Annotated in this window: 19 protein-coding genes; 8 read left to right on the top strand and 11 right to left on the bottom strand. The window is 54.9% G+C overall.

Annotated elements, in window-relative coordinates; all coding sequences use genetic code 11:
- Positions 1-77: 77 nt before the first annotated feature.
- The 8 genes from NQ492_RS14375 to NQ492_RS14340 form a co-directional block, all read right to left on the bottom strand.
- Positions 78-731: an energy transducer TonB gene (locus NQ492_RS14375; protein ID WP_157359441.1), complete on the bottom strand. Its 654-nt coding sequence runs from the start codon at positions 729-731 to the stop codon at positions 78-80.
- A complete protein-coding gene (locus NQ492_RS14370; RefSeq protein ID WP_083810161.1) occupies positions 707-1273 on the bottom strand; it encodes an energy transducer TonB in 567 nt (188 codons plus the stop codon). Before NQ492_RS14370 ends, NQ492_RS14375 begins: the two co-directional genes overlap by 25 nt.
- Before the next feature lie 138 nt (positions 1274-1411).
- Entirely contained in the window at positions 1412-2623 is a 1212-nt protein-coding gene (locus NQ492_RS14365) for a sodium ion-translocating decarboxylase subunit beta (RefSeq protein ID WP_044053943.1), read from the bottom strand.
- 4 nt (positions 2624-2627) lie between these two features.
- Positions 2628-3089: a biotin/lipoyl-containing protein gene (locus NQ492_RS14360; RefSeq protein ID WP_015545987.1), complete on the bottom strand. Its 462-nt coding sequence runs from the start codon at positions 3087-3089 to the stop codon at positions 2628-2630.
- A 36-nt stretch (positions 3090-3125) separates the two neighbouring features.
- Positions 3126-3464, bottom strand: a complete 339-nt coding sequence (locus tag NQ492_RS14355; RefSeq protein ID WP_229028689.1) for an OadG family protein — start codon at positions 3462-3464, stop codon at positions 3126-3128.
- Between the two features lie 12 nt (positions 3465-3476).
- Complete coding sequence (locus tag NQ492_RS14350) at positions 3477-5042, bottom strand: acyl-CoA carboxylase subunit beta (protein ID WP_015545985.1); 1566 nt, start codon at positions 5040-5042, stop codon at positions 3477-3479.
- Positions 5043-5046: 4 nt separating this feature from the next.
- A complete protein-coding gene (gene mce, locus NQ492_RS14345; RefSeq protein WP_022061034.1) occupies positions 5047-5457 on the bottom strand; it encodes a methylmalonyl-CoA epimerase in 411 nt (136 codons plus the stop codon).
- A gap of 210 nt (positions 5458-5667) precedes the next feature.
- The gene (locus NQ492_RS14340) at positions 5668-6657 is read right to left on the bottom strand and encodes a glycosyltransferase (protein ID WP_044053942.1); all 990 of its coding nucleotides are present in this window, start codon (positions 6655-6657) and stop codon (positions 5668-5670) included.
- Positions 6658-6728: 71 nt separating this feature from the next.
- On the opposite strand from NQ492_RS14340, the gene NQ492_RS14335 reads away from it, so the two are divergent.
- The 6 genes from NQ492_RS14335 (at position 6729) to NQ492_RS14310 (ending at position 10204) form a co-directional block, all read left to right on the top strand.
- The gene (locus tag NQ492_RS14335) at positions 6729-7193 is read left to right on the top strand and encodes a thioredoxin domain-containing protein (protein WP_015545983.1); all 465 of its coding nucleotides are present in this window, start codon (positions 6729-6731) and stop codon (positions 7191-7193) included.
- A 6-nt stretch (positions 7194-7199) separates the two neighbouring features.
- The gene (gene meaB, locus NQ492_RS14330; protein WP_015545982.1) at positions 7200-8324 is read left to right on the top strand and encodes a methylmalonyl Co-A mutase-associated GTPase MeaB; all 1125 of its coding nucleotides are present in this window, start codon (positions 7200-7202) and stop codon (positions 8322-8324) included.
- Positions 8325-8407: 83 nt separating this feature from the next.
- On the top strand, positions 8408-8554 hold the full coding sequence (locus NQ492_RS14325) for a hypothetical protein (RefSeq protein WP_259872956.1): 147 nt from the start codon (positions 8408-8410) through the stop codon (positions 8552-8554).
- A gap of 117 nt (positions 8555-8671) precedes the next feature.
- Positions 8672-9247: a hypothetical protein gene (locus tag NQ492_RS14320; RefSeq protein WP_044053941.1), complete on the top strand. Its 576-nt coding sequence runs from the start codon at positions 8672-8674 to the stop codon at positions 9245-9247.
- Between the two features lie 374 nt (positions 9248-9621).
- Positions 9622-9906 (top strand): helix-turn-helix domain-containing protein, encoded by a 285-nt coding sequence (locus NQ492_RS14315; protein WP_217729050.1) that lies wholly within the window; start codon positions 9622-9624, stop codon positions 9904-9906.
- A 1-nt stretch (position 9907) separates the two neighbouring features.
- Positions 9908-10204, top strand: coding sequence for a helix-turn-helix domain-containing protein (locus NQ492_RS14310; RefSeq protein WP_259872950.1), 297 nt, complete (start codon positions 9908-9910; stop codon positions 10202-10204).
- A 27-nt stretch (positions 10205-10231) separates the two neighbouring features.
- On the opposite strand, the gene NQ492_RS14305 is transcribed toward NQ492_RS14310, so the two are convergent.
- On the bottom strand, positions 10232-10621 hold the full coding sequence (locus NQ492_RS14305; RefSeq protein ID WP_015546615.1) for a hypothetical protein: 390 nt from the start codon (positions 10619-10621) through the stop codon (positions 10232-10234).
- A 69-nt stretch (positions 10622-10690) separates the two neighbouring features.
- Positions 10691-11008 carry a DUF2958 domain-containing protein gene (locus tag NQ492_RS14300; RefSeq protein WP_009598209.1) on the bottom strand — a complete coding sequence of 106 codons (318 nt, stop codon included), beginning with the start codon at positions 11006-11008 and terminating at the stop codon, positions 10691-10693.
- 209 nt (positions 11009-11217) lie between these two features.
- Between NQ492_RS14300 and NQ492_RS14295 the strand changes: the two genes are divergently transcribed.
- Together NQ492_RS14295 and NQ492_RS14290 are read left to right on the top strand one after the other, a co-directional pair.
- Positions 11218-12510 (top strand): AbiH family protein, encoded by a 1293-nt coding sequence (locus tag NQ492_RS14295; RefSeq protein ID WP_149875158.1) that lies wholly within the window; start codon positions 11218-11220, stop codon positions 12508-12510.
- Between the two features lie 231 nt (positions 12511-12741).
- On the top strand, positions 12742-13989 hold the full coding sequence (locus tag NQ492_RS14290) for a site-specific integrase (protein ID WP_044053940.1): 1248 nt from the start codon (positions 12742-12744) through the stop codon (positions 13987-13989).
- A gap of 168 nt (positions 13990-14157) precedes the next feature.
- Here the strand turns inward: NQ492_RS14290 and NQ492_RS16310 are convergent, their stop codons facing one another.
- The gene (locus NQ492_RS16310; RefSeq protein ID WP_231839851.1) at positions 14158-14547 is read right to left on the bottom strand and encodes a hypothetical protein; all 390 of its coding nucleotides are present in this window, start codon (positions 14545-14547) and stop codon (positions 14158-14160) included.
- Between the last annotated feature and the right edge of the window lie 173 nt (positions 14548-14720).

The following is a 14720-nucleotide window of genomic DNA, read 5'->3' as shown; positions in this document are numbered from 1 at the left end:
TTACCGGGCGCCCTTGGCGGGCAGTCGGGCGGGCAGACAGGCGGGCAGGCGGGCGGGCAGGCGGGCGGGCGGCTGTGTCAATACGAACGGGATGAACCCCGGTTCCGGCCGGCGGCGCCGCTCGGGAACCGCAGTTCCGAGCGAATTTTGAAATCGACCGGCAGCGTGTATTCCACCCGGACGAGCGCACCGTCCTGCCTGCCCGGCGTCCACCGCGGCGCACGTCCAAGCACACGAGCGACCGCTTCCGAAAATTGCGGATGCGGCGACTCGAGAATCTCCACCATCGTAATCCGCCCCTCCTTGTCGACGATGAATGCCGCGACCACACGCCCCTGCACGCCCCGTTTCAGCATGTCCGACGGGTACCTCACTTCAGCCATCACCCAACTCCGGAATTTATCCAGCCCGCCTCCGAAGAACTTCGGCATGACCTCGACCACCCGGTAAGCGTCTTTATCGCTGTATTCCGCTCCGGCGGCCCCGGGACCGAAGGCTACCGGCATCGAGACCCCGAAACGAACCCGCTCTCCGTCAATCGTCGCCGGAGTCCACGCAGGAGCCGCGGCAATGGCCTGACGCACCGTCTGTTCCAAAGCATCCTCGTCCCGGTATTTCGGTTTGGGGGCAGGAGTCACCCGCCCGTCCTTTCCGACGACAAACCGCAGGATCAGTTTCCGCGGCTCCGTGAGCGCACCCGGACCCATCAGGCTGTCGACCTGCCGCTGCACCCACGCACGAAACCCGTCCGGACCGCGCCGCAGAACAGGGGCATCCTATCGGCCGTCGTATGGATGTCGCACTCCTCGGCGCAAAGCCCCAGCTCCTCCTGTCCCGCAGGAGGGGCGACCAACCGGAAGACGAATCGCATCTCCAGCTCCGTTTTTACGGGTTTCCCCTTCGTCCGTCCGGGCGACCATTTCGGCGACAGGGCGATCGTCTTGCAGAGCCGGTCGGCAAAATGCCGCTCCTCGCAATGCGTGACCTTCAGATCGGTCAGCGTCCCGTTTTTGTCGATGGCGAACACAACTTCAACCTTCGCCTCATCCCCGACATCGTAGCGATCGGCCGGAAACCGCAGGTTGCGGATCACCCAGATTTTGAAGCATTCCGGACGGCTTCCCTGAAAAGAGGGGTCCATCTTTTCGGGCCAAAGGCTGGCCGCCGCACCGGCGTTTTTTCCGGGGGTCTTTTCCTCTCCGGCGGCTTTCGCGGCGGTCGCAGCCGCATGCAGCGACGCAAGGCCGAAAAGCACCATAAACAAGCGTTTCATAATAAGGCAGGAGTTTTAGGTTTCATAAATATAGCGAAAAATGCGAGACTTGCAACGGCACGGGCGCAAAAAAGAGGGTCCGGCGAACCGAAACCCTCTTGCAACCGTATCGGGCCGTGCGGCCCGGAACGCGATTCCCTATCCGAGGAACGAAAGCAGAATGCCCGCGGCGACCGCCGAACCGACCACGCCGGCCACGTTGGGACCCATGGCGTGCATCAGCAGGAAGTTCGAGGGATCGGCCTTCTGGCCCTCGGTCTGCGACACGCGGGCGGCCATCGGGACGGCCGAAACGCCGGCCGAACCGATCAGCGGATTGATCTTGTTGTCGCCCTTCGAGAAGAAGTTCATCACCTTGGCGAGCAGCACGCCGCCGGCGGTTCCCATCGCGAAGGCGATCACGCCCAGCACGAGGATGAACAGCGTCCGCGGATTGAGGAACGCCTCGGCCGTAGCCGTAGCTCCCACCGTGAGACCCAGGAAGATGACGACAATGTTCATCAGTTCGTTCTGCACCGTCTTCGACAGACGGTCCACCACGCCGCACTCCTTCATCAGGTTGCCCAGCATGAGACAGCCGACGAGCGGAGCGGCCGACGGCAGCAGCAGCGCGATGATCACGGTGATGATCAGCGGGAAGAGGATCTTCTCGGTCTTCGACACCGGACGCAGCTGACGCATCTTGATCTTACGCTCCTTCTCGGTGGTCAGCATGCGCATGATCGGCGGCTGAATCACCGGCACGAGGGCCATGTAGGAGTAGGCGGCCACGGCGATCGGGCCGAGCAGCTCGGGAGCCAGAATCGCGGTCAGGTAGATCGACGTGGGACCGTCGGCGCCGCCGATGATGCCGATCGAACCGGCCTCGGCGGGCGAGAACCCGAGCGCATAAGCGCCGATGAACGTGAGGAAAATACCGATCTGCGCCGCGGCTCCCAGCAGGAAGCTCTTGGGGTTGGCGATCAGCGGGCCGAAGTCGGTCATGGCGCCCACGCCCACGAAGATAAGGCAGGGATAGATGCCGAGCTTCACGCCCAGATAGAGGTAATCGAGGAGTCCCGCCTGGGCGACGAAAATATCCCAGTGGACGTGCCCCCCGGCAAAAAGTTCCGTATGGTAGAGGTTCGCTCCGGGAAGGTTCGTCAGCAGCATGCCGAACGCGATGGTCAGCAGCAGCAGCGGTTCGAACTTATGTTTGATGGCCAGGTACAGCAGAAAGAAGGCCACACAGATCATAATCAGACTGCCCCACCCCATGTTGGCTATCAGACCGGCCACGCCCGTCGATTCGGCAAAGGTTTCAAGGCTTTCCAGCACGAAATTGGAGCTGGAAGTCAATGCATTCCACATAGTCCTACCCGATTACGATTAAAACGTCGCCTTCCATGACCGTAGCGCCCTGCTGCACGAGAATCTGCTTCACGACACCGGCGCGGTCGGCGTCGATGTTGTTCTCCATCTTCATGGCTTCGAGCACGACGAGCGTCTGTCCTGCCGCGACGGTATCGCCCACGGCCACCTTCACGCTCAACACGGTGCCCGGCAGCGGGCATTTCACGCTGGAACCCGACGTCGAAGGCGCGGGAGCGATGCGCGGCGAAGGAGTGGCCGTCGAGGGAGTGATCATGGCGCTGTTGGCCGACTTGGGGGCCGGGGACACCTGGGGTTTGGAGACCGTCGAGGCTTTCGCGCCCTCGATCTCGACTTCGTAATCCACGCCGTTGACCACGACGTGCGCTACCGTCGAGGCCTCGTTCACGTCGTCGATCTGGACGTTGTAATTATGTCCGTTGATTTTCAAAGAGTAATCTTTCATTTTCTTTTTTGGGTTGTCTTGTTCCGACGCAGGGTCCTATCTCCGGTCGGGAAGCTGGGTTAAACCGTGAATTTTCGAATTCCAGGGCGAATAGGCCCGCTTGATGTTGAGAATGGTCAGCACCTCGGACTCGCGGTCGTGCAGGGCGCCCTTGTAGATCTTGAGTGCCGTAGCGATGGCTGCGATCTCCTCCTCGCTGATCATCGGCTGGGCGTCGACCTTCCTGCCGCTCGCCGGACGGACCCGGAAGCAGGCCCCGAAGGCCTTCATAATGAAGATCAGCGCCACCAGCAGGATAAACACCAGGCTGAACCCGATCAGCGACACCCAGAGTATCTCGGACCATCCCCAGTTCATAACTGTCAGTATTGTCATCTTTTCAGTCTGTTAGAGAGGAATGTTCGAATGTTTCTTCGCGGGGTTCTGCAAACGCTTCGTAGCCAGCGACTGCAAGGCGCGGATCACACGGAAACGCGTGTTGCGCGGCTCGATCACGTCGTCGATATAGCCGTAGCGTGCGGCGTTGTAGGGGTTGGAGAACTTGTCGTTGTACTCCTGCTCCTTCTCGGCGATGAACTTCGCCTTCTCCTCCGGTTTGTCGGCCAGCTCCTTCAGCTCCTTGCCGTAGAGCACCTCGACGGCGCCGCTGGCGCCCATCACGGCGATCTCGGCCGTCGGCCATGCGTAGTTGATGTCGCCGCGGATGTGCTTCGACGACATGACGATGTATGCGCCTCCGTAAGCCTTGCGCAGCGTCACGGTGATCTTCGGCACGGTGGCCTCGCAGTAGGCGAACAGCAGCTTCGCGCCGTGGGTGATCACGCCGCCGTACTCCTGGGTCGTACCCGGCAGGAAGCCCGGAACGTCCACCAGCGTCACGATCGGAATGTTGAACGCGTCGCAGAAACGCACGAAGCGCGCAGCCTTGCGGCTGGCGTTGATGTCCAGCACGCCGGCCATGAACTTGGGCTGGTTGGCGATGATGCCCACCGACTGGCCGTTGAAACGCGCGAAGCAGGTGATGATGTTCTTGGCATAGCCTGCGGCCGATTCGAGGAACTCGCCGTTGTCGACGATGGCCTTGATCACCTCGGTCATGTCGTAGGGCTTGTTGGCGCTGTCGGGAATGATCTCGTTGAGCGAATCCTCCAGACGGGTGATCTTATCGGTGCAGACGGCCAGCGGAGCGTCCTCCATGTTGTTCTGCGGCATGTAGGAGATCAGCTTCTTGATCAGCCCGATACCCTCCTCCTCGGTGTCGACGGCGAACTGCGCCACGCCCGACTTGGTGGTGTGCATCAGGGCGCCGCCCAGCTGCTCCTGCGTCACGTCCTCGCCCGTCACGGTCTTCACGACCTTCGGGCCGGTGAGGAACATGTTCGAGGTCTCCTTCTTCATAATGATGAAGTCGGTCAGCGCGGGCGAATAGACCGCACCGCCTGCGCAGGGGCCGAAGATGGCCGAAATCTGCGGAATGACGCCCGACGACATCACGTTGCGCTGGAAGATGTTGGCGTAACCGGCCAGGGCGTTGACGCCCTCCTGGATACGCGCGCCGCCCGAGTCGTTCATGCCGATGCAGGGCGCGCCGTTGCGCATGGCCATGTCCATCACCTTGCAGATCTTGTCGGACATCGACAGCGACAGCGAACCGGCCGTCACGGTGAAATCCTGTGCGAAGACATAAACCAGACGTCCGTCGATCGTGCCGTAACCCGTCACCACGCCGTCGCCGAAGGTGTGCTTGCGATCCATGCCGAAATCGTAGCAGCGGTGGGTCACAAACATATCGAACTCCTCGAACGAACCTTCGTCGAGGAGCATCTGAATACGCTCGCGGGCCGTGTACTTGCCCTTATCGTGCTGTTTGTCGATCGCCTTCTGGCCGCCGCCGAGACGCGCGGTTTCGCGGTTCTCGATCAGTTTGTTGATCTTTTCCTGTATCTGGCTCATAATCCTATTTGTTTTTGTTTTCGCAAAGCTCCGTCAGAATGCCCTGGGTCGATTTCGGGTGCAGGAAGGCGATGGTCATGCCCTCGGCGCCCTTGCGGGGGGTCTTGTCGATCAGACGGATGCCCTTGGCCTCCGCGTCGGCGAGCTGCTCCTCGATGTTTTCGCAGGCCAGCGCCATGTGGTGAATGCCGACGCCGCGGTTCTCGATGTACTTTGCGATCGTCGAATCCTCCGAAGTCGGCTCCAGCAATTCGATCTTGGTCTGCCCCAGCATGAAGAACGCCGTGCGGACCTTCTGGTCGGCGACCTCCTCGATGGCATAGCACTTCAGGCCCAATACGTTCTCCCAGTAGGGAATCGCCTCGTCGAGACTCTTCACGGCAACGCCAAGATGCTCGATATGAGAAACTTTCATAGCAAAATTTAAATTTAAGTTAGTGGATATTCGTATGTTGTTTCGTTCGTTGTTATTTTGCGAACACAAAGATAGACGAATCTTTCAGAACCGCCAAAATTCGGAGTACTTTTTTTGGCAATAACTTCGGGTTCGGAATTCGCAGGAAATGTCCGGAAAGGCGATTCGTTCCGGCGGAGCCTCCGGCGGCCTGCGGTTCGAAAGCCGGGGTTACAGCGACGTGTAAATCTGCATCAGCCGTTCCGCCACGGCGTATTCGGAGAACAGTTCGGCGCGGCGGCGTTCGCGCTCCTGCATCGTGCGGCGCCACGACACGTCTTCCAACGCGTTTTCGAGCGCCGCGAGAACCTCGCCCCGCGCCTCCGGACGCACATAGGCGGCGGCCTCTCCGGCGGCTTCGCGGTTGACCTGCGTGTCGCTCAAGACCATCGGCAAACCCGCCCGCAGGGCCTCGACCACGGGGACGACCGACGCCTCGGCATCGGCGTCGGGCAGATAGGCGAAGACCCGCGCCAGACGGAACAGCGCCGGAAGGTCCGAAGGGGTCAGTTCGTAGATGAAATCCACCCGTGCGGCGATGCGGCGGGCGCGGGCATAGCCCAGCAGATAGTCGGACCAGACCGTGCGGCGGCCGCAGACGACCACCCCGGCCGGGGACGCAACGTCGGCCAGAGCCGCGAAAACCGCCTGATGGTTGTGTCGCGATTCGACGGTCCCTATCATCAATATAAAATGTTCTGGAAGAGCATATTTGCGGCGCACGTGTTCAAGTTCCGCTTGAGATGGATTTCCGTGCGGAGCCGGAACCGCCAGCGGCACCATGACCTCGATCTTCGAAGGGTCGATATTGAGGCGTTCCGACAGCTCCTCGCGGGCCGGAGCGCTGACCGTGATGACCCGGCCGGCCCGCCGGAGCGCACGGCGGTAGAGCGTCAGGACGAAAAGCCGTTCGGCAAACGTATAGAGATGCGGATAGCGCAGGAAATTGAGATTCGGGACCGTCATCACCGAAGGCACGCGCCGCAGATGCACGGACAACGGCAGCGACGACCTAAAGCCGTGGTAGAGGTCAACACCATCATTCACCTCTGCGCCAATGATATATTCATGCTCCGGAGCGTAGCGCGCCAGCACGCTGGCGAGGTGCTGGAAGTAAGTCCCGCGGAGTGCGGCGGGAGCCGTGTCGAGTCCTATTTTCATAACTTGATTCTAAAAAATTGGTCCATATGCCAAATAATTGTTATCTTTATCGAATAAAACAAGGCTCTCTTATGAAGAAAGTGCTGCTTATATGGCTGTTGGCCGCGGGTTTCGCATCCGCGGGAGCCACGGCCCAGAACATCGCCCTCGGCGAACGCGTTCCCGAACTCAAAATCCAGACGTGGCTCGACAACCGCCAGCCCGAACCGGCCCCGACGACCTACATCGAATTTTTCCATTCGACGAATCCCGCGTGCAAAACCTCGCTCGAACGCCTGAAGGAAATCACGGGCAAATCGGGTACCAAACTGCGCGTGATCGTCGTGACGAAGGAGGACCCCGCGAAAATAGCCCCGCTGCTGCGCCCCTACCTCTCGGAACGGATCTCCGTGGGCCTCAACGCCGAAAAGAGTTTCACGGCGTTCGGCGTCAGCTACCTGCCGTTCGGCGTGCTGACCGACGCCAAGAACCGCACCCTCTGGATGGGCAATTCCCTGCAAATCAACGAAAAACTGATCGAACAATCAACACGCTGACACACCATGTCGTTCACCAGGATAGACCATTACGAAAAAGAGTACGCAGACACGCATCACGACACAGCCCTCAACGTCACGCAAGGCGTTGAAGAACAACCGATAGTAAGCCCTTACTTCAAGCGGCGCAAGAAGCGCGCGCTCTCCACCGGAGAGTACGTCGAGGGCATTCTCGCGGGCAACATCACCACCCTCTCGCAGGCCATCACGCTCGTCGAATCGTCGAACCCCGACCACTATGCACAGGCGCAGGAGATCATCGAAGCGTGCCTCCCGCACGCCGGGAAATCGGTCCGCATAGGCATCACGGGCGTCCCGGGAGCCGGCAAATCGACCTTCATCGAGGCCATCGGCAACATGGTCGCGGGGCTGCGCCACAAGCTGGCGGTGCTGGCCATAGACCCTTCGTCGGAGCGCAGCGGCGGCTCGATTCTCGGCGACAAAACCCGCATGGAGAGCATCTGCAACAATCCTTCGGTCTTCGTGAGGCCCTCGCCCTCGGCGGGATCGCTCGGCGGAGTGGCCCGAAAGACGCGCGAGACGATCGTGCTGTGCGAGGCCGCGGGATTCGACGTCATCTTCATCGAAACGGTGGGCGTCGGACAGTCGGAAACCGCCGTGCACTCGATGGTGGACCTCTTCATGCTGTTGCAGATTTCCGGTGCGGGAGACGAACTGCAAGGCATCAAGCGCGGCATCATGGAGATGGCCGACCTGATGGTCATCACCAAGGCCGACGGAGAGAACATACACAAGGCCGAACTGGCACAGACCCAGTTTCAGGGGGCCTTGCGACTTTTCCCCGTGCCCGAATCGGGATGGCGGCCCAAGGTCTACACCTCGTCGGCGGTGGCCCGGACGGGGCTGGAGGAGGTCTGGAAAGGCGTGGAGGAGTACCTCGACCACATTCAGAAAAACGGCTATTTCCAGCACAACCGCAACCGGCAGAACAAATACTGGATGTACGAGTCGATCAACGAGGCGCTGCGCGGAAGTTTCTACCGCGACCCGGCCGTGGAGGCGTGCATCGGAGCGTACGAGAAACGCGTGCTGGAGGACAAAATCTCGTCGTTCATCGCCGCCAAGGAGTTGCTGGAGATCTATTTCAAGGACGCCCGGACGCTGGAATGACCCGTGTCACGGTCCGGCAGGCGGGTTGCCGGCAGGTGGATATGCCCATAATACAGCCCTTATAATCGTTAAAATTTCGAGCCATGAAACAAGGACGCTTTTACCTGGCTGCGGCGATATTGCTGCTCGCTTCAGGTTGTGAAAAAGAGGACGGAGAGAACACAGGCGACTCTAAATGGACACACCCGCTGACAACGACCCTTCACAGAACCGATCCCGGAGGAGAGTAGAGTACATATGTGATAACGTACACCTACGACGCAAAAGATCGGCTGACCGGAACCCGGAACTCGAGAGACGGCGTTACGGAAACGACAACTTCGGACTACGTATATGACGGCAAAACGGTGACATACACGGAAAAAACATGGGCCGGTGAAACCCTGTGGAATTCGCAAAAATTCAAACGCACTTATCTGGATGACGCTCTCGAAAAGGTTTTGGAAGAACGGATAACGGACAAGGACGACCATATCATCCAACGGATTTGCAACGAATACGACCAGCAGGAACGGCTGGTCCACAGTTTGGAATATTCCAGAGGGAATAGTAAAGTATCCGAAACAAAATACACCTACGACGGAAAACTGGTAATCTGTGACAAATATTGGCTCAAGAATACAGGCGAAGTATCGGCTGTAAGCAAATACATAATCACATACTCCGACGATGAACTGACGAAACCGCTTATTCACGGCTGTCTGGCTGCCGAAGAAACGGCCGAACGCCCATGGGATTGGGTAAGACATTACAGTTACGATTACCGGGGACGCCTCAACGGAATTACGTACGAAGCGGAAGGTAAGCTCGTCTGGGAGACCCGCAACTACGTATATGGGAACAAATCCCTCACTTGCGAAAATCGGGAGGTGCATTATGGCACGGATATTATAACCATATCTGAAACAACCTACAAACACTGACACCGATCTCCGGCAAAACAGCCCCGCCCTCCGCGGGAGTTTCCGGGGATTTACAAAGCAATGCTGTAACTGAATGAGTTACGGCATTGCTTTTTTATGAGGTAATGATTTAGAAACGCAAGTCTCGAATAAACTTACATCGAGGTTCATCCTGTCAAACAACTCTATACAAATATAGTGAATATCTGATAAAAAAAGCAAATATGATTTTTATTACTCCATTTGCCGATTTATGGCGGACATCAGCGTCACCGTCGATCATTTTTTCCTTTGAGCGGACTGGAACGGTCTGGAGCGGACATAGGAATCGTTTTCTGAAGGCTTGGATTATCTTGCACATCCTTAACGCAGAAATCACCTAAACCCTCAGCATTATGGATTGCGTCCTTATGGAAACGAGCGCCTATAAAGAGATGCAGGCGCACCTTCAACGTCTTCTGGAGCGAGTGTCTGCGCTCCATTCCCTCTCCGCCCAACCGACAACTGTCCGGTGGCTTACGGCCGAGGAGGTCTGCAAGGCCTTGAGCATCACCAAGCGAGCCTTGCAATACTATCGCTCCGCCGGCATCATCCCCTATACGGCCTTGGGGAATAAAGTATTGTTCCGGGACGACGACATCCGGCAACTTCTGGAAAAGCACCTGATAAAAAGCCTGTAGCATGACCGAAGAGATCATTACCCGCGACAGCGCCGCGTTCAAGGAACTGCGCCGCGACATCGTCAAAGCCATCCGTGCCGTCGATATTCTGATCGACACGCACCGCCCGACCATCGGAAATGAACTGTACCTGACCAGTGAGGAGATTTGCAGCATCTTCAGCATCTCGAAACGCTCCTTGCAGAATTACCGGGACAACCGCCAAATCCCTTATACTACTCTTGGTGGAAAGATTCTTTATCCACAGTCCTCGCTTTATAAACTGCTGGAAAAGCATTATATGAAAGCGCAGCGCTGATGTAGCCTGTATAAGGGGAAGATCAAATCACTCTTCCCCTCCTTTTTTGGACGTATAACTGATATAGTTGCTCGGATGGATCACGCATATCTGCCCATCCGGTGTCCCGAAATCAATGAGGATCGGATATTTGTAAAGCGGAAGATAGTATTTCTTTCCGAAGGACTTGCGGATTGCCTCCGCAGCCAGCAGGATTCCCGATTCGGCCGTTATGGGACGATCGTATCCGGGATATAGTCGCATGATCTCCATGCGGCATTTATTGATGTCGTCGAGCGTAAAGACCTCTCCGCGGATGATGCGCAGCAGACGCAAGGTAAGTTCGTATTCGCGGGACAGATTTCGACGTTGGTCGTCGTTTGTAGCTTCCTCCAACTCTTTCTTCAACCGTTCGGCTTTTTCTTCGAATGTGGCCATATTTATAGTTCTTTTTGTGTAATGATTCTGTTGTCGGCAAGGGGCAGTAAAATTCCGAGGCCTTTGCCGTCATTCATCCTGCGGCAGAAAATCCCGGACGTATTTCCTGGCCGTGTAAATGTCGCGTTCGATGGTAAGTCCGAACGGCAGACGAAGAGATGCCAGCTCGGAGAGCATTAGGTAGCCCCACTCCCATTCGTAGATATGGCAATAACCGAACAGGCGCCAGTCGTCGCCTTCACGTTCGGCTTCGGTAATGAGCCATGTCCCCGTACCGCAGGGGTTGAAATATTTGACGAGGACTTCGGCATCCATTCCTTTTCCATCCTGTGAGTGGAAAGGGTGTTTCTCGAATTTCGAGATAATTTCTTTCGTGAGCAGTTTCATAAGAAATAATATTTTGACTGTCCGGAACGCCCGGACAGCAAGAGACGAATAGCCGCTGCATGCGACAAAGACAAGGCGAAGACCTTGGCGTGTCGTCCGCAGCGGCTATCTTGCTGGACGGGTCGGCGTAAGAAAAAATCATTTACAATCCTTGTTCACAGCAGGATAAATGGTTATCTTTGTTATGGACTACTCTAAATGACAAGCAGATGATGAATCGGATCATATTAATCGGTAACGGCTTCGATCTGGCGCACGGACTGCCGACGAGTTATGCGGATTTTATTCGTGGATACAATATCACTTTGAAATTAGGATTGCTGGAGGGTGAATATGAGCGATATGATGGTCTATGTTCTGTCAATATTTCTGATCCGGAGGATAGGAAAACCCTGGAACAGTTTCGCTGGATGTTGCAAGATAATACGTTTCGGTTTATACGAAATTTGGGAGAAATAACACCAGCAGAACAATATGATCATTTCGTCAGTGATCATTTAATTTATGAAAGTAAGTTCTTCGAAACAATAAATAAAGCCGTCGAATCAAAAAAATGGGTAGATATCGAGGGAGAATACTATTCACTGCTCAAAAAAGTTTTCAAGGACAAGTCTTGTAAGTATGGAGATCCCATTCAACTCAATGAAGAACTGGAATTGATAAAGGGGGCTTTGACGGGCTATCTAAAATCTGTTCAAAAGCATTATATCAAATCAGAGTTAAGGAATCCGGATATTGAACAAATTATTCATGAGCCATTTAACTTTCGTGATGTCGCCGTGAGTGCTCAAAAGCAATTTCTGGAATATATCGTGAACAAGTGGGCCGAGAAAAACAGGATTGAATCGACAGGCGAAGAAACCAAGGCGGATGAGAGTTTCGCTGCAATAGCATCAAACCTCGTAACAAACTGGGAAAATGAAGGGCTGAAGTCCAAATTCATTGAAGAAATTAAAAACGGCAATGGTGCAGTTTGCGACGAATTTGCATATCCGGAGAGAACCCTATTATTGAACTTCAACTATACGAAGACTGCCGACTTATATCTTCCAGCAAATTCAGACATTCCCGTAAATCATATTCACGGAGAATTGGATAATGAGCAGAATCCTGTTATTTTCGGTTATGGGGACGAACTGGACGAGGATTATAAGACTATTTCGAATCTGAATGATAATAGCTACCTAACCAATATCAAATCTATCCGTTATCTGGAAACGGACAATTACCGTCAATTACTTCAGTTTATTGACACCGGTCCCTATCAGATCTATATCATGGGGCATTCGTGCGGCAATTCGGACCGCACATTGCTCAATACTTTATTCGAGCATAAAAATTGTGTATCGATAAAACCTTATTATTACGAATGGACTGACGAAGAAGGAGGTCATAGCGATAATTATATCGAGATCATCCAGAATATTTCGCGTAATTTCAACTCCATGCAGTTGATGCGCGACCGTATCGTAAATAAACGTAAAAGAAAAAGGCAAGGTTAATGATAATACAGCAAAAATGCAGTCCACTAATCAGTTAGGTGTTTAGCTCATAATACTGCATAAGCTGAAAAAGGAGGTTCGATAAAAGTTGCGAAAGACTTCAGTTCCCATATCGTTACTGATATAATAGGAACAAGAAACGGTACAACAGGTTATATTTCAGTAATTTGCACAATTTTTCATACTTGGAGACAACTCGCTTGATATTAACTTTGTAACAATCAAAAAAGTATGAAAACGAGTATGAGCAGATCGACTTTCAAAATCCTCTTCTACGTGAAGAAGGGCAGCGAGAGAGCCAACGACTATCTCCCCCTGATGTGCCGTCTTACGGTGGACGGCGAAATCAAGCAGTTCAGCTGCAAGCTGGACGTACCCCCGAAACTTTGGGACGTGAAAACGGCACGTGCCACCGGCAAGAGCGTCGAGGCACAGAAAATCAATGCGGCGGTTGACCGGATACGTGTGGACGTGAACCGTCGTTACCAGGAACTGATGCAGTCCGACGGCTATGTCACTGCTGCCAGGCTGAGGGATGTCTACCTCGGACTGGGCGTGAAACGGGAGACTTTGCTGAAACTCTTCGAACAGCACAACGAGGAGTTCATCAAGAAAGTGGGACACAGCCGCGTACAGGGGACATACAACCGCTACCGTACCATATACAAGCACCTGTGCGAGTTCGTCCCGAAAGTGTACCGACGTGACGACATCCCCCTGAAGGAACTCAACCTGACCTTCATCAACAACTTCGAGTATTTTCTGCGTACGGAGAAGAAATGCCGCACCAATACCGTATGGGGTTACATGATCGGGCTCAAGCACATCATCTCCATCGCCCGCAACAGCGGTGCACTTCCCTTCAATCCCTTCGCCGGGTACATCAACTCCTTCGAGAGCGTTGACCGGGGCTACCTGACGGAGCGTGAGATACAGACGCTGATGGAGGTCCCGGTGAAAAGCGGGACCTGCGAACTGGTACGTGACCTCTTCATCTTCTCGGTGTTTACCGGACTGGCATACGCAGACGTGAAGGCGCTGACGACTGACCGGCTCCAGACCTTCTTCGACGGCAACCTCTGGATCATCACCCGCCGGCGGAAGACGAACACCGAGTCCAACATCCGCCTGCTGGACGTTCCCAGGCGCATCATAGAGAAGTACAAGGGGCTGTCCAAGGACGATCATGTATTTCCGGTACCGAGCAGCAGCAGATGCAACGTCATATTGAAGGAACTTGGTAGGCAGTGCGGTTTCAAGATACGGCTGACCTACCATGTTGCCCGGCATACGAACGCCACCACCGTGCTGCTCTCGCACGGTGTGCCCATCGAGACCGTAAGCCGTCTTTTGGGTCATACGGATTTGAAAACCACCCAGATATATGCCCGGATAACCAACCAGAAGATCAGCAGCGACATGGAAGTCCTGTCCCATAAGCTGGAAAAGATGGAGAAGGAGATATGCGATGCCATCTGAGGGAAGGCATTTACGGGACGAGTGATTTTTCCCCTTCTTCATCAAAGTTCCGCCGTCCCCGCGGATCTGCGCGTTTTCCCTCCGGTTTCCGGCAGAAAATTTCCGTACGGTGAAATTTTCTGCCGGAAAAACGCTCCGAATGCGCGGGTGACGGACGGGAAAATTGATTCAGAAGGCGAAAACTGCGACCGACGTAGTGCATGTGCGACAAGGAAAAAGGAAAAGAATTGTCCAGGAGCCCCTTTTCATGTCGGGATACGGCATGAAAAGGGGCTCCGGCTGTGGTGAAGGCTCTCCTGCTCCCTCTGCATTGCATGTACGGGTGGTTTTGCCCATATCCACGTCCGCCGGTATTGCTTCTTTTCCGACAGCCGACCATCCTGTCACTTCCCTGTAATCCTCCTCAAAATCAACACCGCCGTATAAACTGCATGAAAACCCGGGCACGCTTCCTGTTTCCAATCCCATATCTGCTCCTTCCGCAACATCACGTATTGCCGTTCTCATTTCATATCCTTGAATATTTCTCCAAACATACCGAAGACAGAAAAGCTGCATGGAATCTAAATTCTCACCGGACAGACAATAGATAGAAGGAAGTAATCTGTCATCCTCATTTCTTGCGGCAAAAATAGTTGTTTTTCAGGCCGGTCCCGCAAGGCGGCCCTGCGGGCTGGTTGCTCGTGAAAAAATCTTCCTCACGCTTCGCGTGAGCGTATTTTTTCACGGCA

Source organism: Alistipes shahii WAL 8301, from assembly GCF_025145845.1.
GTDB lineage: Bacteria > Bacteroidota > Bacteroidia > Bacteroidales > Rikenellaceae > Alistipes > Alistipes shahii.
Note: the sequence above shows the minus strand (reverse complement) of the source record. Positions and strands in the feature narration are given on the sequence as shown.